Annotated in this window: 14 protein-coding genes; 6 read left to right on the forward strand and 8 right to left on the reverse strand. The window is 70.7% G+C overall.

Translation table 11 applies throughout. The annotated features are described in order from the left end of the window. The first annotated feature begins 18 nt into the window (after nucleotides 1-18). Entirely contained in the window at nucleotides 19-690 is a 672-nt protein-coding gene (locus ABD234_RS14535; RefSeq protein ID WP_344357605.1) for a class I SAM-dependent methyltransferase, read from the forward strand. Between the two features lie 98 nt (nucleotides 691-788). On the opposite strand, the gene bioB is transcribed toward ABD234_RS14535, so the two are convergent. Continuing rightward, nucleotides 789-1,871, reverse strand: a complete 1,083-nt coding sequence (gene bioB / locus ABD234_RS14540) for a biotin synthase BioB (protein ID WP_344357608.1) — start codon at nucleotides 1,869-1,871, stop codon at nucleotides 789-791. Then, complete coding sequence (locus tag ABD234_RS14545) at nucleotides 1,871-2,491, reverse strand: biotin transporter BioY (RefSeq protein WP_344357611.1); 621 nt, start codon at nucleotides 2,489-2,491, stop codon at nucleotides 1,871-1,873. The genes bioB and ABD234_RS14545 overlap by 1 nt, the downstream gene beginning before the upstream one ends. Before the next feature lie 216 nt (nucleotides 2,492-2,707). Here ABD234_RS14545 and ABD234_RS14550 point away from each other — a divergent pair, with 216 nt between their 5' ends. The 5 genes from ABD234_RS14550 (at nucleotide 2,708) to ABD234_RS14570 (ending at nucleotide 8,047) form a co-directional block, all read left to right on the forward strand. After that, a complete protein-coding gene (locus tag ABD234_RS14550) occupies nucleotides 2,708-3,040 on the forward strand; it encodes a VOC family protein (protein ID WP_344357613.1) in 333 nt (110 codons plus the stop codon). Between the two features lie 40 nt (nucleotides 3,041-3,080). After that, a complete protein-coding gene (locus ABD234_RS14555; RefSeq protein WP_344357615.1) occupies nucleotides 3,081-3,680 on the forward strand; it encodes a TetR family transcriptional regulator in 600 nt (199 codons plus the stop codon). A 74-nt stretch (nucleotides 3,681-3,754) separates the two neighbouring features. Continuing rightward, nucleotides 3,755-4,465 carry a GNAT family N-acetyltransferase gene (locus ABD234_RS14560; protein ID WP_344357616.1) on the forward strand — a complete coding sequence of 237 codons (711 nt, stop codon included), beginning with the start codon at nucleotides 3,755-3,757 and terminating at the stop codon, nucleotides 4,463-4,465. A 125-nt stretch (nucleotides 4,466-4,590) separates the two neighbouring features. Continuing rightward, nucleotides 4,591-5,583: a patatin-like phospholipase family protein gene (locus ABD234_RS14565; protein WP_344357619.1), complete on the forward strand. Its 993-nt coding sequence runs from the start codon at nucleotides 4,591-4,593 to the stop codon at nucleotides 5,581-5,583. Nucleotides 5,584-5,737: 154 nt separating this feature from the next. Further along, nucleotides 5,738-8,047: a sodium-translocating pyrophosphatase gene (locus ABD234_RS14570; RefSeq protein WP_344357622.1), complete on the forward strand. Its 2,310-nt coding sequence runs from the start codon at nucleotides 5,738-5,740 to the stop codon at nucleotides 8,045-8,047. 56 nt (nucleotides 8,048-8,103) lie between these two features. Here ABD234_RS14570 and ABD234_RS14575 read toward each other — a convergent pair whose 3' ends face one another. The 6 genes from ABD234_RS14575 to ABD234_RS14600 all read right to left on the reverse strand — a co-directional run bounded on the left by ABD234_RS14575 (nucleotide 8,104) and on the right by ABD234_RS14600 (nucleotide 19,936). Then, on the reverse strand, nucleotides 8,104-8,652 hold the full coding sequence (locus tag ABD234_RS14575; protein WP_344357625.1) for a hypothetical protein: 549 nt from the start codon (nucleotides 8,650-8,652) through the stop codon (nucleotides 8,104-8,106). Between the two features lie 5 nt (nucleotides 8,653-8,657). Then, complete coding sequence (locus ABD234_RS14580; protein ID WP_344357628.1) at nucleotides 8,658-9,734, reverse strand: helix-turn-helix domain-containing protein; 1,077 nt, start codon at nucleotides 9,732-9,734, stop codon at nucleotides 8,658-8,660. Between the two features lie 133 nt (nucleotides 9,735-9,867). Further along, the gene (locus ABD234_RS14585) at nucleotides 9,868-11,553 is read right to left on the reverse strand and encodes a homing endonuclease associated repeat-containing protein (protein ID WP_344357631.1); all 1,686 of its coding nucleotides are present in this window, start codon (nucleotides 11,551-11,553) and stop codon (nucleotides 9,868-9,870) included. Between the two features lie 314 nt (nucleotides 11,554-11,867). Beyond that, nucleotides 11,868-13,187, reverse strand: coding sequence for an exonuclease domain-containing protein (locus ABD234_RS14590; RefSeq protein ID WP_344357634.1), 1,320 nt, complete (start codon nucleotides 13,185-13,187; stop codon nucleotides 11,868-11,870). A 252-nt stretch (nucleotides 13,188-13,439) separates the two neighbouring features. Continuing rightward, the gene (locus ABD234_RS14595; protein WP_344357637.1) at nucleotides 13,440-14,441 is read right to left on the reverse strand and encodes a hypothetical protein; all 1,002 of its coding nucleotides are present in this window, start codon (nucleotides 14,439-14,441) and stop codon (nucleotides 13,440-13,442) included. A gap of 62 nt (nucleotides 14,442-14,503) precedes the next feature. Continuing rightward, nucleotides 14,504-19,936: a DUF3320 domain-containing protein gene (locus ABD234_RS14600; RefSeq protein ID WP_344357640.1), complete on the reverse strand. Its 5,433-nt coding sequence runs from the start codon at nucleotides 19,934-19,936 to the stop codon at nucleotides 14,504-14,506. Between the last annotated feature and the right edge of the window lie 191 nt (nucleotides 19,937-20,127).

The following is a 20,127-nucleotide window of genomic DNA, read 5'->3' on the forward strand; positions in this document are numbered from 1 at the left end:
CGGGGCTACGGTGGGGCGATGACCGCCCCGCTGAGCGTCCTGCCCCACGACGAGGTCGTGATCGACCACGGGCGGATGACGCCGCTCGGCGCCCGGCTGCTGGACCACGGGATCCGCGCCATGAACCACTGCACCGGCCCGCACAAGGATCAGGCCTTCACCGGCCTCGAGGCCGGGAACGTGGTGGAGCTGGGCGCCGGCGGCGGCTCCAACCTCGACTGGCTGGCGCAGGGCACGCGGCTGTACGCCGTCGAGCCCAACCGGACGATGCACGATCCCCTGCGCGAGCGCTGCTCCCGGGCCGGGATCGAGGTCGTGGTGCTTCCCGTCTCCGCCGAGGCGCTGCCCCTGCCCGATGCCTGCGTCGACGAGGTGATCTGCTCGCTGGTGCTGTGCACGGTCCCCGACGCCGAGGCCGCCCTCGCCGAGGTGGTGCGGGTGCTGCGCCCCGGCGGCCGCTTCCGCTTCGTCGAGCACGTGGCCGCGCCCGCCGGCAGCCTGCGCGGCCGGGTGCAGTCCGCGCTGCGGCGGCCCTGGGGCGCTCTCGCCGGCGGCTGCGACCCCCACCGCGACACCCTCGCCCGGATCGAGGCGGCCGGGTTCACGACCGTCCGCGCCCGCCGCGGCCTGCTGCGCCACTCCCCCGTCTGGCCGGTCAACACCGTGATCTGGGGGACGGCGCAGCGGTGACCGAGCGCCCGAGGTCGGGCCGTGAGGTGAGATCCGCCGAGTGCGCGCTTGCCGGGCGGTACAGCGCGCACCCGGCGGAATCGAGATGGCCCGCGCGACTACGCGTTGGCCTCGACGTCGGTCCCGGCGCCGCGGCGGCGCGGGCTCGGGGCTGCGGCCGACGGGGAGGCGCTGCCGGCCTCTCCGCAGGCGCCCGGCTGCTCGCCCGTCGGCCGCTCGATCGTGAAGCCGGCGTCGCGGATCATGTCGAGATCCGCGCTGGCGGCCTGGCCCTCCGAGGTGAGGTAGTCGCCCAGGAAGATCGAGTTGGCCAGGTGCAGGGCGAGGCCCTGGAGACCGCGCAGGTGCAGCTCGCGACCGCCGGCCAGGCGGATCTCCGTGCGCGGGTGGATCAGGCGGGCCAGCGCCACGACCCGCAGGCACTGCAGGGGCGTGAGGTCCCATCGGCCCTGCATCGGCGTGCCGTCGAAGGGGATGAGGAAGTTGATGGGCAGGGACTCGACCTCGAGGTCGCGCAGGGCGAACAGGGCCTCGACGATCTGCGCGTCGCTCTCCCCCATGCCGATGATCAGGCCGCTGCACGGGGAGACGCCGGCCTGCGCGACCTTCTCCAGGGTGGCGAGGCGGTCGGCGTAGGTGTGGGTGCGCACGATCTGCTCGTGATGGGACGCGGCGGTGTTGACGTTGTGGTTGTAGGCGTCCACGCCCGCGCTGCGCAGCGCCTCGGCCTGGCCGTCCTTCAACAGACCGAGGCAGGCGCACACCTCGACGCCGGGATGCTCCTGCTTGAGCGCGGAGGCGATGCCCGCGACGCGGTCGACGTCGCGGTCCATCGGCCCGCGGCCGCTGGCGACCAGGCACACGCGGGCGGCGCCGCCGTCGATGCCGGCACGGGCCTGGCGCACGGCCTCGGCCGGGTCCAGCCAGCTGTACTTCAGGATCGGCGCGGCGGAGCCGAGGGCCTGGGAGCAGTAGCCGCAGTCCTCGGGGCACAGCCCCGTCTTGAGGCTGACGAGGTAGTTCAGCTTCACCCGCATGCCGAAGGCGTCGCGGCGCAGGCGGGAGGCCGCGGCGACCAGGTCCAGGGTCTCCTCCTCGGGGCAGGCGAGGACGGCGAGCGCCTCCTCGGCCTCCAGGCGGTGCCCCGCGCGGATCCGGGCGACGAGGTCGTCCCAGCGCATCAGCGCCGCTCCGGCGCGGTCTCGGGGCGGAGGGCGCCGACGAGCTTCCAGGCCGTGGGCAGCAGGCCCGCGAGCGCGAGCACCTTCAGCGCGTCACCGAGGAGGAAGGGAACGACGCCGAGCACGATCGCCTCGCGCAGGCCGATGCCCAGGCTCACCGCCAGCCACGGCACCCCGCACGCGTACATCGCCAGGGTGCCCAGGGCGCCGAGCGCGAGGGTGCCGGGCACGTGGCGGTCCGCCCGGTGGGAGGCGAGGCGCCCCACCACGGCCGCGGCGATGACGAAGCCGATGATGTATCCGAAGGTCGGGATCCCGACGCCGCTCTGCCCGCCGGAGAACACCGGCGCCCCGGCGACGCCGATCGCCAGGTAGAGCGCGGCGCTGAGCACGCCGCGCAGCGGGCCGAGCGAGGCGCCGACGGCGAAGACGGCGAAGGTCGACAGCGCGATCGGCACGGGGGTGAACGGCAGCGGGATGGTCAGCGGCGCGGCGAGGACGATCAGCGCGGTGCCGGCGAGGACCAGCAGGACGTCCCGGGCCAGGCCTCCGGGGAGGGCATCGGCGAGGTGGACGCCGGGCCGCGCGAGGGCGGGGCGGGCGAGGGCGTGCTGGGACATGACATCTCCTGAACGTTGTTCACTGAACGGCGTTCAGGAGAGTAGCAGAGCGGTCCCGCCCGGCGCGGCCCCGCCCTTGACGCCCGCCCGGGACCTGCCTAGGTTCGCAGGGGATGCCGTGCCCGGGAGCCGTGGGGCCGACCCGCCCCGACCCGGGCGCGCAGAGGATGCGCGCCGCGCAGGCCGCTCCTCGTCGCTCACGTCGAAGGAGACGTCATGATCGACCGCCTGCTGGCCCACTGCACCGTCACCGACCTCGACCGCGCCGAGGACTGGTACACCCGCCTGCTGGGGCGCGGGCCCGACGCGCGCCCCATGCCGGGCCTGCTCGAATGGCACCTCGGCGAGGACTTCGGGCTGCAGGTGTGGTCCGAGCCCGAGCGCGCCGGGAGGTCCACCGTGGTGCTCGGCGAGACCGACATCGACACCGCGGCCTCGCACGCGACCGACATCGGCATCCCGCACGAGGGCCCCCAGCCCGGCGGCGGGGCGCGGATCCTGCCGCTGACCGATCCGGACGGCAACCGCGTCATCGTCATGGGCGCCTGAGCATCGGGAGCGCCCCCGCCCAGCCCCTAGACTCGTGCGGGTGCACCCCCGCAAGCTCACCCCGGACGACGTCGCCCGCACGGCCCTGCGCGTCCTGGACAAGCTGGGCCTGCCGGACCTCACCATGCGCCGCCTGGCCACCGAGCTCGGCGTCCAGCCCAGCGCCCTGTACTGGCACTTCCCCGACAAGCAGACGCTGCTGGCCGCGGTCGCGGACCGCATCCTCCCCCTCGCCCCGGCCGAGGGCGATGCGCCCGCCGCCGGCGAGGACTGGGCCGCCCGCCTGCACGCGGAGGCCGATGCGCTGCGCGCGGCGCTGCTGGCCCATCGCGACAGCGCCGAGGTCGTCTCCAGCACCATCGCCCTGGGCCTGGGCGCGAACCCCGCGCTCTCGCGGCTGCGCCGGGCCCTCACTGGCGGCCCGTTCGACGAGGTCACGGCCGACCGCGCGGCCTCGACCATGCTGCACCTGGTGCTGGGGCAGGTGTCGCTCGAGCAGCAGCGGGTGCAGTACGAGCGCCTGGGCGTGCGGGCGGCGCAGGGCGAGCAGCCGGCGGCAGCACGGCCAGAGGGCTCGGACGCGGAGGACTTCCGCTTCGGGGTGGCGGCGCTGATCGCCGGGCTGCGCGCCGGCGGCTGAGGCCGGCGCCTCCCGCCCGCCCCGTCACGCCGCGAGGATGGACGGGCCGAGAGGGCCGCACCTACCGTGGGGACATGTCCGCCTCTGCGCTGTCGCAGCTCTTCCCGCCGCTCGGCCTGAGCCTCCGACTGGCCGATCTGACCCTGCGCCCCCTGCGCGACGAGGACCTGCCCGAGTACGCGGAGCTGATCCGACGCCCGATCTTCGGCCCCGATCACCCGGAGCTCGTCTTCCCCTGGTACGACGTGCCCGAGGAGCAGCGCGTGGCCGGCGCGATCACCTTCCAGTGGCTGCTGCGGACGAAGGTCTCCCCCGAGGACTGGATCCTCGACTTCGGCATCTTCACGGAGGACCGCCTCGTGGGGATGCAGTGCCTGCGCGCCCACGGATGGCAGCTGCGGCGCACGGTCGAGAGCGACTCCTGGCTGACCCGCGACGAGCAGGGACGCGGCATCGGGACGACGATGCGCCGGGCCGTCCTCCTGTTCGCCTTCGACCACCTGGGGGCGCTGCGCGCGGAGACCTCCGCGGTGGCCGGCAACGGCCCCTCCTGCGGCGTATCCCGCGCCGTCGGCTACCGCGACAACGGCACGGAGGTGGACGTCCAGGGAGGGCGGACGGTGCAGGTCCAGCGCTTCGTGCTGGAGCCGGATGATCTGCGGCGGCCTGCGCAGACGCTGGTCGTCGACGGCTTCACGCCGCGACTGCGGGAGCTGCTGGGCGTAGGGCGAGACGATCCCGGCGCCGCGCCTGCCGCCACGGTGCTAGCCTCAGGGCGATCGTGACCACGACGCAGGAGGTGAGACCCATGACCGCAGCACCCATGGGCGCTCCCCGACGTCCACGATCGCGCGGCTGACGCACCCGCCGCCGGGAGCCCCGTCCACGCATCGCGCGAAAGGCGACTCCCATGCACACGAACTCCCCCACCCCCTCCCGCCCTGATCCCGCGCCCGCACCGCCGCCGCAGATCCTCCCGGGAGAGCACCCCGCCCCTGACCGCCGCGCCCTGGTCCTCGGCGGAGGCGGCTCCACCGGCAACGCCTGGCTGATCGGCGTCCTCGCCGGCCTCGCGGAGGCGGGCGCCGAGGTGACCGGCGCCGATCTGACCATCGGCACCTCCGCCGGAGCGACCGCCGCGGCGCAGTGCGCCGGGGCGACTCCCGCAGAGCTGTACCTCGGGGCGCTGCAGGTGCCGCCCGGCCTCCCGGCGGTCGCACCCAGTTCGGCCGCTCCCCCGGCGGCCGTTACCTCGGACTCCGCCCCAGCTCCCGGCGGTGCCCCCTCCGCCCTGGACCGCATCCTCGCCGTCGTCGAGGCCTCCACCGACCTCCCGGACATGCGCCGCCGGATGTCCGCGGCGGCGATGGAGCACGATGCGGAGCTCGGCGCCGAGCGCTCCGCCCGATGGCGCAGCATCGTCGCCCGGAGGCTGCCCTGCACCCGGTGGCCGCAGCGGCGCATCCTCCTCACCGCGATCGATGCCCGCACCGGCGAGGAGGCGCTGCTGGACCGCGACAGCGGACTCGACCTGGTCGACGCGGTCGCCGCGAGCTGTTCCAGCGGCCCGGCGTACCAGGTCGGCGAGAAGCGGTTCATCGACGGCGGCTTCCGCTGCGGCGCGGAGAACGCCGACCTCGCCGCCGGACACGGACGGGTCCTGGTCCTCGCCCCCTTGGGCGGGAGATCCCTCCATGCGCGCGCCTGGGGCACGCACCTCGAGGACCAGGTCGCACAGCTGCGAGCCCAGGGCTCGGCGGTCCGCATGGTCGTCCCGCGGCAGGAGGCCCAGCACCTCTTCGGCGCCGCCGCGATGACCGCGGCGCTGCGCCCCGACGCCGCCCGGGAAGGACACCGCCAGGGAACGCTGCTCGCCGAGGAGATCGCGGCCTTCTGGGGCTGACCGCCGTGGTCGGCGCGCTCTCGGCCACGGCCGATCGGCCGGAAAGCCCTCCCCGGCTCGTCGCCTCTGAGTAGAGTGCCCGCACGAGGACCGTCGGCCGCGGACGTGCGGTCCGGCCTCGGGACCCGAGTGCACGAAGACGTGTGGAGGACCCATGAACCCGGACACCATCACCCTTTCCGCCGGAAGCCTGACCACGGTCGCCGTGATCGTGGTGATCGCCCTGATCGCCGTGGCCATGGCCCTGCGATTCCGCGCCGAGGTGCTGCGCGCCGCCACCGGCACCCCCGCCATGGACGAGGTCGCCGGCGCCGTCCAGGAGGGCGCGGCCGCGTACCTGCGCCGCCAGCTGCGCACCCTGGGCGTGTTCGCGGCGATCGCCTTCGTGCTGCTGCTCCTGCTGCCGGTGCACGGCACCGACGGCAGCGGCGCGGTCGTGCTGCGGATCGCCCGATCGGTCGCGTTCCTGGTGGGGGCGAGCTTCTCCGGGCTCATCGGCTACCTGGGCATGTGGCTCGCCGTCCGCGCCAACGTGCGCGTGGCCGCCGCGGCGCACACCACCGGACGCGACCCCGCGATGATGATCGCGGTGCGCACGGGCGCCTGCGTGGGCATGGCGACCATCGGCTTCGGCCTGCTGGGCGCGGGCGCGGTGGTGCTGCTGTTCCGCGGGAACGCGGCGCTCGTGCTGGAGGGCTTCGGCTTCGGCGCCGCGATGGTCGCGATGTTCATGCGCGTCGGCGGCGGCATCTTCACCAAGGCGGCCGATGTGGGCGCCGACCTCGTCGGCAAGGTCGAGCAGAACATCCCCGAGGATGATCCCCGCAACGCCGCGACCATCGCCGACAACGTGGGCGACAACGTCGGCGACTGCGCCGGCATGGCCGCGGACCTCTTCGAGTCCTACGCGGTGACCCTGGTCGCGGCGCTGATCCTGGGCCGCGCCGCCTTCGGCGAGAGCGGCATGGTGTTCCCGCTGATCGTCCCGGCGATCGGCGTGCTCACCGCGCTCATCGGCCTGTACCTGATCCGGCCCAAGTCGGGGGTGAGCGCGCTCGTGACGATCCGCCGCTCCTTCCTCCTGGCCGCGATCATCTCCGCCGTGCTGTGCGCGGTGGCCGCGTTCGTGTACCTGCCCGGCAGCTTCGCGGAGCTGGGCATGGCCGATGCGCAGGCCGCCGTCGACGACCCGCGCCTGGTGGCCGCCGGATCCGTCGCGATCGGCATCGCCCTCGGCGTGCTGATCCTGTACCTGACCGGCTACTACACCGGCACCGAGGACCGTCCCGTGCAGCAGGTCGCCGCGACCTCCCGCACCGGCGCGGCGACCGTGGTGCTGTCCGGCTTCGGCCTGGGCCTGGAATCCGCGGTGTTCACCGCCCTCGTCATCGCCGGCGCCGTGTTCGGCGCGTTCCTGCTGGGCGGCGCCGGGGTGACCGGCCTGTTCGCCATCGCCCTCGCCGGCTGCGGGCTGCTGACCACCGTCGGCGTGATCGTCGCGATGGACACCTTCGGCCCCGTCGCCGACAACGCGCAGGGCATCGCCGAGATGTCCGGGGACGTCGACGGCGAGGGCGCACAGGTCCTCACCGAGCTCGACGCCGTCGGCAACACCACCAAGGCGATCACCAAGGGCATCGCGATCGCCACCGCGGTGCTCGCCGCGACCGCCCTGTTCGGCTCCTACACCGACGCGATCCACGAGGTCCTGGGCGATCGCTACGACGACTTCCTCGCGCAGGCCGTCGTGTTCGCCCCGCAGACCCTGGTGGGCGTGATCATCGGCTCCGCCGTCGTGTTCCTGTTCTCCGGGCTCGCGATCAACGCGGTGGGCCGCGCGGCCGGCGCCGTCGTCTTCGAGGTGCGCCGCCAGTTCCGGGAGATCGCCGGGATCATGGAGGGCACTGCGAAGCCCGAGTACGGCAAGGTCGTCGACATCGTCACCCGCGACTCGCTGCGCGAGCTCGCCACCCCGGGGCTGCTGGCCGTGGCCGCGCCGATCGCCGTCGGCTTCGGCCTGGGCGCGCCGGCGCTGGCCGGCTACCTGGCGGGAGCGATCGCCGCGGGCGTGCTCATGGCGATCCTGCTCGCGAACTCCGGCGGCGCCTGGGACAACGCGAAGAAGATCGTCGAGGACGGCCACCACGGCGGCAAGGGCTCCGAGGCGCACGCCGCCACCGTCATCGGCGACACGGTGGGCGACCCGTTCAAGGACACCGCCGGCCCCGCCATCAACCCGCTGATCAAGGTGATGAACCTGGTCGCCGTGCTGATCGCCCCTGCTGTGGTGGGCATGAGCGCGCTGAGCGGGGACCCGAACCCGCTGCGCTACCTCATCGCCGCCGTCGCGATCGTCGCGATCGCCGTGCCCGTGACCATCTCGATCCGCCGCGGCGTCGCCCTCGACGGCGCCGGGGACGACGAGGCCGAGCCGGCGCGGATCGTGGAGGGGTCCGGGGGCTGAGGGGGCCGCCGCGGACGGCTCTCGGCATCGGGCCGGGAGTCGTCTGGCGCGCCCCGCTACGAATCGAGGCTGCGCACGAAGGCGTCCTCCGTGCAGAGCTCCCGAGGGGGCACTCCACCCGCGTCCATGAACGACCGCCAGAGTCCGCGCGCCTCGTCCCGTGTCACAAGGTCCCGGCGCCGTGCGGAGCGAATGAGCTTCCACGTCCCGACGCATTCGATGGGGTCCGCCCACCTGATCGCGGCTCGATCGTCCGTCACGAAGACTGCTCGGAGTCGACGCTTCTGTATGAGCGTGATCGCCTCTGCTTCTCCGAGATGCTGTTGCGGATGATCACCGGGAGACGACATCTGTCGGCGTAGCTGCCGGATCGCCACGTGCTCATTCGGCTCCGGGAAGAGCGGCTCGCCGAGCAGTTCCTCGGCCGCTTCCACAAGCCCCTCCAGGCCCAGAACAGCCTCCTGCCGTATGCATTCGGTGCGGATCGTCCCTGTCCAGCGCACATTGCCCCGCAGAAGCGGTCGCAGCACCGGGATCAGACCAGGCCGATGGAAGTTGACCAGCACCGACGTGTCATGGAAGAACAGCAGGGGCGCGACAGTCATCTCCCCTACCCGAGCAGTGCGTCGAGTGCGTCATCGGAGAGCTCCGTGCCCTTGACGGGCTCGTCGACCTCCAAAGACTCTGCGGGCACGCCGAGCATCCAGGCGAGGGTCGCTTTGCCGACCTTGCCTTCGGCGATCCTCTCGAGGTGCGCCTCCTGGAGCCAGTCCGGGAAGCGGCGCTCACCGGCGTCCCGCATTCGCCCGGTGATGGGGTCTCCGATCTTCGCCCCGGTCCAGCAGCGCCGCAGGAGCTTCTGGGTGCTCCACGTCAGTGCTTCTGCGACCTCGGGCGATGTCGACTGCGAGAGAGCGTTCAGTCGACGACGCAGCGCGTCTGCAGAGATCCCCCAGGTCCAGATGAGCTCGGCGACCGCAGCACTGCTGAGGCTCTCCCAGTTCAGCTCCCTCACCTGGTTCTCCGGAAGCAGGAGCTCGGCGGCGAAGGAGTTCGCCGCCCACTCCTTCCCGTCGTAGCCGTCATTCCCGGGAATCACTCCCTGGTGACCGAGCGCGAGATGACCGAGTTCGTGCGCCAGGGACCAGTTCTCGAAGAACCAGTTACCGCTCGCCGGCAGAACGATGACGGGCCGGCCCTCGATGGTGAGCGAGTACGCCGTACTCATCCCCGCCACGCGCACGACATCGACCTCGATCTCTGCGAGATGGTCGATGAACCTCCGCACGAAAGCCGGGTGCAGCAGCCTCCGCATCGAACCGACGTCGGGAGGAAGTTCAGATGCCGGGCGGGGGTCACCCGCCTGCGCGTAGGCGAGGCGGATGTCCTCGAGGACCAGGCGGTCACGGTCGAGTCCATCGACCCGTCGCTCACCGGTGTCGTGGTCGAAGGTGTGGCGCGCGGACAGGACGAGACGATGCGGGTCGGGCTCGCCCGTGATGAGCATGTGGATATCTGCCTGGAGCGCGGAGGCGATCTCGGCAAGCTCCGCGGCGGCGAACCCTCGCCGGTCGTTGAGCGCGCGCGATAGCGCATCGGGAGTCATCCCCACGCGCTCCGCGAGCTGGTTCTGCCGCATCCCGGCGCCGTGCATCGCGCCGCGGACGCGACTGCCGATGGTCGTCATGCCTCGACAGTACTCGCGAGTTGGGATTTTCCCAAGACCCTGTGGGCCACAGCTCGCGCGCTTCACCTGTCCGCCGGCAGCCCCCGGACCGGCGAACGGACGCAGGCCCGTCACCGAGCGGTTCGCGAGCGGACTACTCCCCCGACGCACTGTCCTCCACCGCCTCGCGCCACGACCCGAGCCGCTTGATCACCGTGGCGAGTGAAGGCCTCGCGTACTCCCGTGCCCACTGCGTGTATGCGTCGGTCCCTCCGCCCGGCTGCGCGGCACGGAAATCCTGTACGGCGTCCCGGCAGTGCGCGTCCGTCCATTCCGGCTTCGTGCCGCCGGCGATCCCTCCGGCCTCGCGGACCAGCTCGCCCCAGCTCAGGTTGGAGCGGCGCATGAGGGTCTGCGCCGTGGGCCGGCGCTGCGCGCTCGCCCAGGAGCGATAGGTGGCCATGGTGAGGTTGCCTCCCAGTTCCGCCATCGCGTCGCGGAGGTGCTGGGTGGGTGTGGGCTCGGGCGCCGCCGCGTTCCAGTCCCGCGGTGCGGTGACGCGGGCGCGCCAGGACTCGTCGAACTCGTCGCCCTGGCCCACGGGCTCGCCGCGCAGCACGGCCAGGGCAATCTCAGCGATCTCGGCCCAGCGATACGGCAGACGCTGGCGGATCAGGGCGAAGGACGGCGCCCCATCGTGCCGCTGCAGCCAGGCATCGACCTTGGTGTGGGAGGTGCCCCCATCCGGGGCGGCGACCGCTGCGATGAGCGCGGCCCACAGGTCGTCCTCGCTGTGCGCGGAGCGCGGCCGACCGCGCTCCGCGGTGAGGCCCGCAGCACGCAGCGCCTCGTTCCAGGTGCCGAAGCGAATGGCGGCGGTCTGATTCCCGGGCACACCATGCTGCTTCGCCCAGGCGGCGAAGGCGCTGGATGTGCGCTCGCCCGTCTCACGGTGGAAGGCGCGCAGGTCGTCGAGGATCTGCTCGTCGCTTCGCCGAGCGGTCGAGGTCGGGCGGACCTTCGGGGCGAGGTGGTTCTTGCGCCGGACGCCCAGCAGGTCCCGTACCTGGCCCTCGGTCATGCCGAGGAGACGCGCACCGCTCTCGAGGGTGTCACCGGAGTGCGCCTGGGACCAGGCCCGCACGGCCTCACGATGCTCCTGCTCCCGTGCCTCGCGCAGTCCGCGAAGGGTGCGGCCGATGTCCTTCGTGCTCCACGGGGTGTGCTTCGTGATGATCTGACGGATCCGCTCACGAGTCACGCCGAAGCGATCCCCGAGCTCCTGCAGCGTCGCGCCCATCGCGTAGCAGCGCACGCAGATGCGAGCCCGCTCATCCGCGAGCACGGTGCCGGACAGGGCGGCATCGAGATACCCCGGCCGATGTGCCTCCGGCCCTTCCCCCTCGGCGAGCTCGGCGTCCTGCTCCGGGGAGCGGACGAGGCGGGTGATGTTGGCATGCGGGATCCCGAAGACCGGCTCGGCTCCCTGCCAGCTGTCGCCGTCGCTGCGCGAGGCCCAGGCCCGCAGCCGGCCCCGCAGGGCGACGCGCACCGCGGCCGCACCGCCGGGGATCGCGCCGTCGAGCACCTGCTCCACCTGGGCGGTGTCCGCACCGAAGAACTCGGCGATCTCCCCGGTCGTGTAGCCCTGCTGCGCGAGGTCGACCACGACATCGGCATCCGGGACCACGGCAGGACCGGCCTGCGCCTCAGCCTCCCGGTGCGGTGCCTCCTCGCGAGTCGGCGTCGCTCCGTGAGGAGAGTCAGCCCCGTCGTGCCGGGCCCGCTCGCCCTCCTGCTGCTGGCCGATGCTCCCCCGGCCGATGTCGGTGACCGTCATGATGCACGCACCTTCCCTTCCCCTGCTGGTTGCGATACACCGAGTGTGCGAAGGGGGTCGGACAGACGACGAGCCAGCACGCCTCGCCGTAGGGCAATACCTTCGGAAGCAGGGCAGGTGTCAGCAGACGCCGTGGAAGACGCTGCCGCCGGCATCGCCACCGTGGGAGTACGCCGAGCTCGAACAGGGCCGAACAGGGCAGGAGTTCGCGAGGGTACGGATCCACACAGCGGTCGTGGTCGCACGAGGACGAGACGCGTCGACCGCCGGCCCACTCGGCGACCACCCGGCCACGGCGCTCCACCGCATGCTTGTCAGGGAAGACCGGGCGTCTCCGAGCGACGTCCGTATGACTCGGCGTACGACGGCGCCGCCGGCCGGACGATCCCGCTGCCGGCCCAAGCACGCTTCGCCGCGCGCTTGAGTGCTTCGTTGCAGTCCGGGGAGCAGACGCGGCGCTCGAGGAACATCCAGTAGACGTCGTCGGCGAAGGGACCATCGCATCGGATGCAGGAGTCCGTCGCAGTGGCCCTGCCTTCGGGATGGCGCAGCGCCGCCCGCAGCCAGGCGGTGTAGTTCTCCGTCTCGCCGCTCTGGGAGCGCGCCTGGTCGACGACGTAGCTTGGCAGCCAGCCTCCACGAGCCGAGGCTCGCTGCGCCCGTGTCGCGGCTTCCAGCGCTGCCCGGTCGAGGTCGAGCCGCGCATGGAGGTCGTCCTCGGTGAGGAGCTCGAGGCGCTGCCCCTTCTCCGCGAGGGCGAGGGCTTTGATGAGCTTCGAGCTCATCGTGGCCCCTGGGCGCAGGGACTGCGGGGTGAAGTCACCGGTGACCAGGATGGTGGTCTTCTTGGTCACGCTCGTCTGCGTCGTGGCCCCGAACCGCTCCACCAGCGCGGTGGCCTCCGCCCGGGTGGACAGGCTGAGCGTGCCGGTGAAGACGATGGTCTCGCCCTCCAGGAGGCTGGCCGACGAGAGGCTGTCGAGATCTCGAGGTTCCGTCTCCCCGACCTCCGTGGCGTGGGCGCGCCCCGATCCCCCGGTCGCGCGCTGCGGCCGCGCGTGGACAGATGCACGGCTCGCGAGATCTGCGAGGCTCCCCGCCCCGACACGTGCGGCCAGCGCGATGGCCACGCGCGCCGCCTGGAGGGCATCGGCCCCGGCGTCGTGATGGTCGAACTCCTCGAGCTCGAGGGCCTTCGCGACGAAGGGGAGCGAGTAGGAGCCGAGCGTGAGCAGGCCGCGGGCGAACGCAAGACTGTCGAACCAAGCGAGCTCGGGCCAGTCCAGGTCGTAGGCACTGCATGCCTGTTCCATCACGGATCGGTCGAACGCAGCGTTGTGAGCCAGCAGATCGTCGTCCCCGATGAAGGCCATGACCTGGCCGAAGGCCCGCTCCCAGCTCGGGGCGCCGGCCACCGTGCCTGCTGTGATCCCGTGGATGCGGACGTTCATCGCCGCGAACTCGTCGCACCACTCCGGCGGAGAGACGAGCAGGGACAGGGTGTCGACGACCTCGCCGCCGCGTACCTTCGCGAGCCCGACCGAGCACACCGACGCTCGCCTCGGATTGGCCGTCTCGAAGTCGATGGCGGTGAAGTCGAGCGTGCTGGCGGCGGCATGCGGGGAGTTCTCCATGGCGCCGACCCTAAGCGCCGAGTCTGACACTCGAGTAACGATCCCGCCCTGGCGCAGGACCCGAGGCCTCCTGATCGTCGAAGTGCTCGAGCATCGCACGATCAAGGCTCCGTCTGTGTGCTCGGGGCGGCGGTTCCGGAGCAGCGTCCGCTCCGAGGTGGCGGGGTCGATGTCGAGCTCCGAGGGCAGCTGCGTAGGAGTCCGGGTGGTCATGGAGGAGCTGGAGCCACGGGTCCGGACATCTACGCGGCACTAGGCCTTCACCGGGATCAAACCCGCGCCGCTCCGGAACTCTGCTTCCCCGTCGTTCCATCGCGTGAGTGCATCGGAGTCGACGATGGACATCACGGACTCTGCGGCAGCCTCGTTCCGCCCCGTGCTCCGAGGAGACCGGCCGCTGAAGACGAGGAGTCGCTCGTTCTCTGTATCTCGCCAGCTCACCGCTTGGACGCGCTCGGGATCCACGAGGCCTTCGTCGTCGAAGCGTGCGTTCGCCACGCACTTCACGACGAGCTTCCTGCCGCTATCGGGGTCCTCGACGACGAACTCCCGCCAAGTCTTCGGGTGCTCGTGATCGACGCGCCAACCGTCTGCCTCGAGGAGGCCGGCGACCAGGATCCGGAGGTCCATCTCCGTCATCTGTTCCCAGGGGTTCGGACGTCTGACGGGGACCGGGGCGGAGGCAGGCTTCACCGGGCGAAGTGCTGACCGTTCCGTTCTGTCGCCGCTCACCGCGCTGGAGTTCCCTAACGACGCTGCAGTCGGTCTCGCTGGCGAAGGGCTGCGCGAGCCATCGAGGCTCCAGACCATTGCCTCCGGAAGCTGCCGTGTCTCGGCGCGAGGCGTCACGTCCGGAGCTGTCTCACCGAGAGGTACCACCGGGCTCGGGTGAGCGTGCGGGACGACCCCCGGTCCATTGCCCGCGTGCGGAGGCATCAGATGCAGCGGCGCTCCGTAGCCGAGCGGCGCGGGAGATCCGGGCGTCGTAGGGGCCGAGGAAGCCCCCGGCGAGTCGGCACGCAGCGCAGGGTCAGCCAGCCCCGCAGGAACTGCACCCTCGCTCTCGCCTGCCTTTTTCTTGTCCTGCACCACACTGATGATCACGATCGCGAGAATGGCGATGATGATGAGCGAGGAGATGACAGGATGATTCTTCACGAAGGTGGCGATCGCCCCGATGATCGCCACGATGACGATGAGCATGCAGCCGATCCCGCAGACCGCGCTCTCGAGGCCGCCGTCATTCTTCGCCACGGAGATGCCCCCTTCCGGCGTCGCTCACGGATACGCCTCGAGAGACCGCTGACCGCATGTGGTCACTGCCCCGCCGCCGCATCGACCGACGCCTCTCCCGGTACCAGCCGCATCCCGCGCTTCGCGACGAGCCCCTGGTCGAGGGCGTGCCCGATCGCGTCCCGCAAGCGACGCGCGATCTGGTCGCCGGTGCGGCGCCATCCGAACAGCGCCCGGACGTGCTGGATGACCTCATCCCATTCGGCGGAGCCGGAGTCCCGGACGGTGCGGGCGACCGCGAACGCAAGCTCGTCCAGGTGGACCTGCTCCACGCTGCGTGAGGTCTCGGCAGAAGGCACGCGAACCGTGTCCGTCTTCGTACTCGTCGCGAACAGGAAGTCGCCGTCCCGCTTGATTCGAGAATGCAGGACGATCGCGTCGTCGATGTTCCGGGCGACCCGGCTGCCGATGCTGGTGAGGCCCCACCAGCCGCGCACGCGCTCTCGCACGATGTCCATGTGGATCGGCCCCTCGATCCTCACGAGCGTCTTGAGCCCGTGGGCGATGACGGGTGCGCTGTCCACGTCGCCGGGACTCGTGGCGCGAGGCAGCGGCACCTCCGGGGCCTCTCGGTACACGATCGCCCAGGACGGCATTCCGAACTCCTGATCGGGCTCCGGTGTGATGTCGACGGACAGCGTCTCCACGGGCGACGAGAGGACGGGCGGCGCGCTGGGCGTCTCGCCGCTCAGGGCGGCGTCGATGGCAGCCTTCAGACGGGCTTCTTCCGAGGCGCGGTGACGGTACCAGGCGGTCCCCCAGACGCGATGCATTCGCCAACCGAGCCCCGTGAGTACGCGTTCGCGCAGCTGGTCGCGGTCACGGGCGGCGCGAGCGGAGTGGTAGTGGAAACCGTCGCACTCGATTCCGAGCGCATAACGGCCGGGCCGCGACGGGTCGAGCAGACCGATGTCGATGCGATAGCCGGCGGCGCCGACCTGCGTCTCCACCTCGTAGCCCCAGAGGCGGATGCGCTCGATCACTGAAGATTCGAAGGGCGCCTCCGGATCCTGACCGGTGGGGCCTTCCGGCAGCGTGAGCGCTTCGTACCCCCGGGCGGCGAAGTCGAGGTACTGGCGCAGGCGCGCAACACCTTCGGACTGCGAGACCGGAATGCGGTCAGCGGTCATCGAGGCGAAAAGTTCGACGGCCCGGCGGGCACGGGTGACCGCGACGTTGAGTCGCCGCTCACCACCCTTGCGGTTCAGAGGCCCGAAGTTCGCAGAGATCTTCCCTGTCGCATCTGGTCCGTATCCGACGGACAGCAGGATGATGTCGCGTTCGTCGCCCTGGACGGACTCGAGAGAACGGACGAAGAAGCCGCCGAGGCGGTCCCCTCCCTCGATCAGATGCTCCAAATCCGGACGCTGCTCTAGCAAGGCACGGACAGCGCTGAGGATGGCGTCGCGCTGCGCCACCGAGAATGTGACGACGCCGAGGGTCCCATCGGGCGCGGTGGAATAGTGATCGATGATGCGACGAGCAACGGCCTCCGCCTCGACGGGATTGGCGGCGGAACCGCCGCGCTCGTACACGCCATCCGAGACGTGGTGGAAGCGGACTCCGATGCCGTCCCCGTACGCCTGCGCCGAGGGGAAGGTGATCAGCCGGTTGTCGTAGAAGGCCTGGTTGGAGTAAGTGATCAGAGATTCGTGCCGCGACCGGTAGTGCCAGTTCAGGCCGAGGTTGCGGAACGCGCCGGATCCGGAGGCGAGTTCGAGAACCGACTCGAAGTCCTCGAGGTCAGCGAACTCTCCGTCGTCATCCGGGTTCGTCTCGACGGAGCGAGCGAAGAAGGCCGTAGGCGGGAGCTGCTTCTCGTCTCCCGCAAGGATGACGGACCGGCCGCGGTAGATGCAGTTGATGGCGTCTTCAGGGGTGACCTGCGAGGCCTCGTCGAAGATCACGACATCGAAGGTGATGTCCGCAGGAAGGTACTGCGAGACCGACAGCGGCGACATCATGAAGACGGGCTTCAGGCCGAGCACCGCATGGCGTGCACCCGCGATGAGGTCACGCACTGCCAGGTGCTTGCGCTTGCGATTCCCCTGCTGGCGGATGAGACCCGGCTCGCCGATGCCGTTGTCGACCGGCCGACGGGCGTTGGCGGCTTTGATGATGCGCGATGCGGTAAGTCCGACGAGCCTCTGGTCGAGCTCGCGATACTCCTCCACCAGGCGCTGCTTGTCGGCAGCGGCCAGTGGCGAGAGCCTCTCGTCGTTCTCGAGGATGTCCTCGACCCAGGCAGCGAGAACGGAGCGCTCGATGATCTGCGGGAACTCCTCCGCCGAGCGGCTCCGCTCCGTGCCGAACGCGAAGGCCCGGGCCAGGCCCGCTTCATGAAGGATCTGCCGGTTCTTCGAGAAGTCCATCCATTCCTGCATCCCCAGCTCGTCGCTTCGCAAGCTCTCCAGGAAGGACCGTGCAGAGGGGATCGTCCCGAGCAGTCCGTCGAGCTCTGTTCGGCGCTCGTCATCGAAATGGCGGTCCAGGGTGGACGACGTCCGCTTCCACTCATCGAGGGCGGCCGACAGCTCCTGGGACTCGCTGCCGGAGACGAATAGCTCTGCCGCCTCGGCTCGGAGCGGACCTCCCAGGAGATCACGAATCTTCGAGGCGCCTTCGAGAGCCGCGTCGAGCTCCTTCTCCGATACTTCTATCCCGCGCACGTAGTTTCCGAAGGTGGTGGCAGCGGCCTCAAGAGTGGTGGCGAGCTCACCGTGCGCGGTGTACGCGCCGCTCACGGTCGTGATGATTTCTTCCGCCTCGGCACACGATCCGCTGCGGCCTGTAACTCTGTCGACCCACTGGGCGCGATGCGCCGCAGCGGTCATAACCCGAGCGTTCGCGCGCAACCAGGAGATCGAGTCCGGGATCGGCCGGGAGGCGAGTTCCGGTCTTCCCACGAGTGGGCCGCCGGTTGCGGCATCGTGCTGCCATTGGGCGAACGCGACGTGCGCGGAGCCGACAAGTCGGCGTGCGGCCTCGTTCGACTGTTCGCCGACAATGTACTCGACCACTCCTGGGGGCACGTTCCCTTGGAAGAGTGCCTGGAGCTCCTGAACTTCGTCGAGGGCCGCATAGAGAACCCGGTAGTCGGTCTCGTGACGCCGCCAGTGGATGCCGAGGATCCCGGCTCGAGCGCGCTCGAGCTGCTCCATCTGCTGCAGGGCCTGGGACCAGGCGATCGCCTCCCCCAGGTGGTCGATGCCGTCCTTCACCCTCGTCGCGTTCTGGAGGAGGGACTCCACGACCTTCTTGTCCGCCTGGTACGCGGAACTGAGCTGGCGGAAAAGGCCGGTGTGGAGCGTCTCGAAGCGCCGCTGCAGCTCGGTGAGCGGCGCGTGCAGAGCGTCAGGACGGAAGAAGCGAGAGGCGCTGCCGGCGACCTGGTGGACATGGCTGATCTGCCGCTCGAGGTCCATTGTCGCCTGGCGCGCTTCTTGGTATCCCTGCGGCGTGAACCAACGTCGATCTGGGCGCAGATTGCGGTCCTTGATCTCGACGACGCGCCGCACCAGTTCGGTCTGGCTGAACAGCGTCAGCGGCGGAAGGTCCCACGACCGCACCAGCTCCTGCAACCCGCCAAGTCGCAGCTCGAGAGCGTCGGCCTTTTCCGACATCGACCGCGCAGCAGCGAGAAGGTCCTCCGGGGTGTGGGGGTCCGTCGCCACCGGCAGCTGCTCGGGACTCATCGGCACCGGAGGTACGGGAGCCGTGGCAGGGTCGGGGAACTGATTCCAGGCGACACCGGCGATGCGGGTGACGGCGGCATCGGCCGTGCGAACGGCCTCGAGCTCCTCTTCCAGTCGTGCGCGGGCATCTGTGAGCTCCCAGGCGTCCTCGGTGGACAGCCACCGGGCGAGGATCGACCTGTCCTCGATCTCGGTGACGATGGCGGCGGTGTCCAGGAACCGTCCGATGCCGGGGATGCTCGTGAGCTCCAGGGCTTCCAGCACTGTTCGATGCTGCTCCGTCGCGCGCTCGAGGCGGGCCAGGGAGCGCAGGCATTCCTCGATCTCTCGGTCCAGAGGCCGAGTGGTGGTGACACCTTTCCAGACGAAACTGTCCGCGTCGCTGACGGGACGCCAGTTGCGGGACAACTGTCGGGCAGCCTCGAGGATGCGGGCCAGGTCGTGCTGGCTGAGGCTGCGCGTGCCGCGTTCGGGGTCAGGGGCCTGCGGGACCTCGGCGAGCAAGGACAGCCTGCCCAGCACGTCGTGGAGAGTCCGGTGGAGCGGTTCTCGCACCTCGTTGGTGGCCGCGGCATAGGCGTTGAGCTTCTTCCGATGCTCGACCAGGCCGCTGCGGGAAACGTCGTCGATCTCCGTGCGAGGGACGACCCGGTTGGAGAGAGTACGGGCGAGTTCGTCCGAGACCGCCTTGCGGCCGGTCTTCGAGGAGTGGATCTCCAGCACGAAGGAGTCGAGGTGGTGCTGTGCGAGTCGATTCCGGACCACGTCCAGGGCGGCGATCTTCTCGGAGACGAAGAGGACAGACTTCCCGTCGTGCATCAGCGCCGCGATCATGTTCGCGATGGTCTGAGACTTGCCGGTGCCGGGCGGTCCGTCCATGACGAAACTGCGCCCGGCGCGGGCGGCGGCGATCGCGACGCGCTGTGAGGAGTCCGCACTGAGGACCAGCGGAACCTCCTCCGGGGGCGCGGCGTCGTCGATCGCGTCCAAAGGCACGGGGTCGAAGTGGAACTGTGGTGTCTGCTGCGCGGGGTCAGTGGTCGCGAGCGCGCGAACGATGGGATGGGCTGCGATGCGCTCCTCGTTGTCGAGGAGATCGCGGTACATCGCCTCCTTCTTGAAGTCGAACAGGCCCAGGTACACGGTGCTCGTGATCTGCCAGGTTCCCAGGCCCTGGGTCGCCTGGAGGGCCTCGCGGAAGCGGCCGATGATCTCGTCGATCGAGGCCTCCTCGGCATCCGGCAGGGCGGATACGTCCACGCCTCGCTCCTCGAGCATGAGCTTGAGCGCGGGGTTGAGGACGGCCTCGTCCTCCCCCATCTCCAGTTCGAGAGGGGCACGGGCACCGCTGCTGGTCAACGAAACCGGCACCAGCAGAAGCGGGCTCAGGATCGGGTCGCCGTCGAGGGTGGTCCAGTGCAGCTGTCCGAAGGCCAGGTGAAGGACGGACAGGCCTCGCTCGAGGAAATGCTCGGCGGCGGTGCGCCGCAGCTGGGTGAGGGCCTTCTTCGTCTCCGCGTGGGTGCGATGCACGAGAACCGTTTGCCGATGTGCCGGGAGCTCGTCCGGATCCGTATCCGTGCCGCGAGCCAGGTAGCTCGTCCCGGACCGGATCCCGGCGAGGAGCGTCTCAGGCTCCGGAGCGGCGAGCTCGAGGTTGCGCGCCGGCTTCAGCGAGATGAGACGGTTGCTCTTCGTCAGATCGATGAGCTTCTTCCGCCAACCGTCGAGCGCGGCCCCCATGAACGCATCGGTCGCCACGGTCCTACCACCTGTCCCCTCTGTACCGTCCCTGCGAGCCGCTCGTGTCCGTCCGAGGGCCCCGCCGAGCATCGTATGGGTGTGGTAGGACGTCTCAGGGGGGTGGAGCTGACCTCCGAGGACACAGTTCGATGACGGTTTCGGGGCCGCAGATCGTCTGCTCGTCTCACTCCGCGTGCTCCCGCGCACCA

It is taken from the genome of Brachybacterium phenoliresistens (genome assembly GCF_039530785.1).
Lineage (GTDB): Bacteria > Actinomycetota > Actinomycetes > Actinomycetales > Dermabacteraceae > Brachybacterium > Brachybacterium phenoliresistens.

Excerpts from the sequence above, each read along its gene's own strand:
- ABD234_RS14585 (WP_344357631.1), bottom strand. The coding sequence starts at position 11,553 with ATGACGGTCACCGACATCGGCCGGGGGAGCATCGGCCAGCAGCAGGAG.
- ABD234_RS14580 (WP_344357628.1), bottom strand. The coding sequence starts at position 9,734 with ATGACGACCATCGGCAGTCGCGTCCGCGGCGCGATGCACGGCGCCGGG.
- ABD234_RS14575 (WP_344357625.1), bottom strand. The coding sequence starts at position 8,652 with ATGACTGTCGCGCCCCTGCTGTTCTTCCATGACACGTCGGTGCTGGTC.
- ABD234_RS14545 (WP_344357611.1), bottom strand. The coding sequence starts at position 2,491 with ATGTCCCAGCACGCCCTCGCCCGCCCCGCCCTCGCGCGGCCCGGCGTC.
- ABD234_RS14560 (WP_344357616.1), top strand. The coding sequence starts at position 3,755 with ATGTCCGCCTCTGCGCTGTCGCAGCTCTTCCCGCCGCTCGGCCTGAGC.
- ABD234_RS14590 (WP_344357634.1), bottom strand. The coding sequence starts at position 13,187 with ATGGAGAACTCCCCGCATGCCGCCGCCAGCACGCTCGACTTCACCGCC.
- ABD234_RS14565 (WP_344357619.1), top strand. The coding sequence starts at position 4,591 with ATGCACACGAACTCCCCCACCCCCTCCCGCCCTGATCCCGCGCCCGCA.
- bioB (WP_344357608.1), bottom strand. The coding sequence starts at position 1,871 with ATGCGCTGGGACGACCTCGTCGCCCGGATCCGCGCGGGGCACCGCCTG.
- ABD234_RS14550 (WP_344357613.1), top strand. The coding sequence starts at position 2,708 with ATGATCGACCGCCTGCTGGCCCACTGCACCGTCACCGACCTCGACCGC.
- ABD234_RS14535 (WP_344357605.1), top strand. The coding sequence starts at position 19 with ATGACCGCCCCGCTGAGCGTCCTGCCCCACGACGAGGTCGTGATCGAC.
- ABD234_RS14570 (WP_344357622.1), top strand. The coding sequence starts at position 5,738 with ATGAACCCGGACACCATCACCCTTTCCGCCGGAAGCCTGACCACGGTC.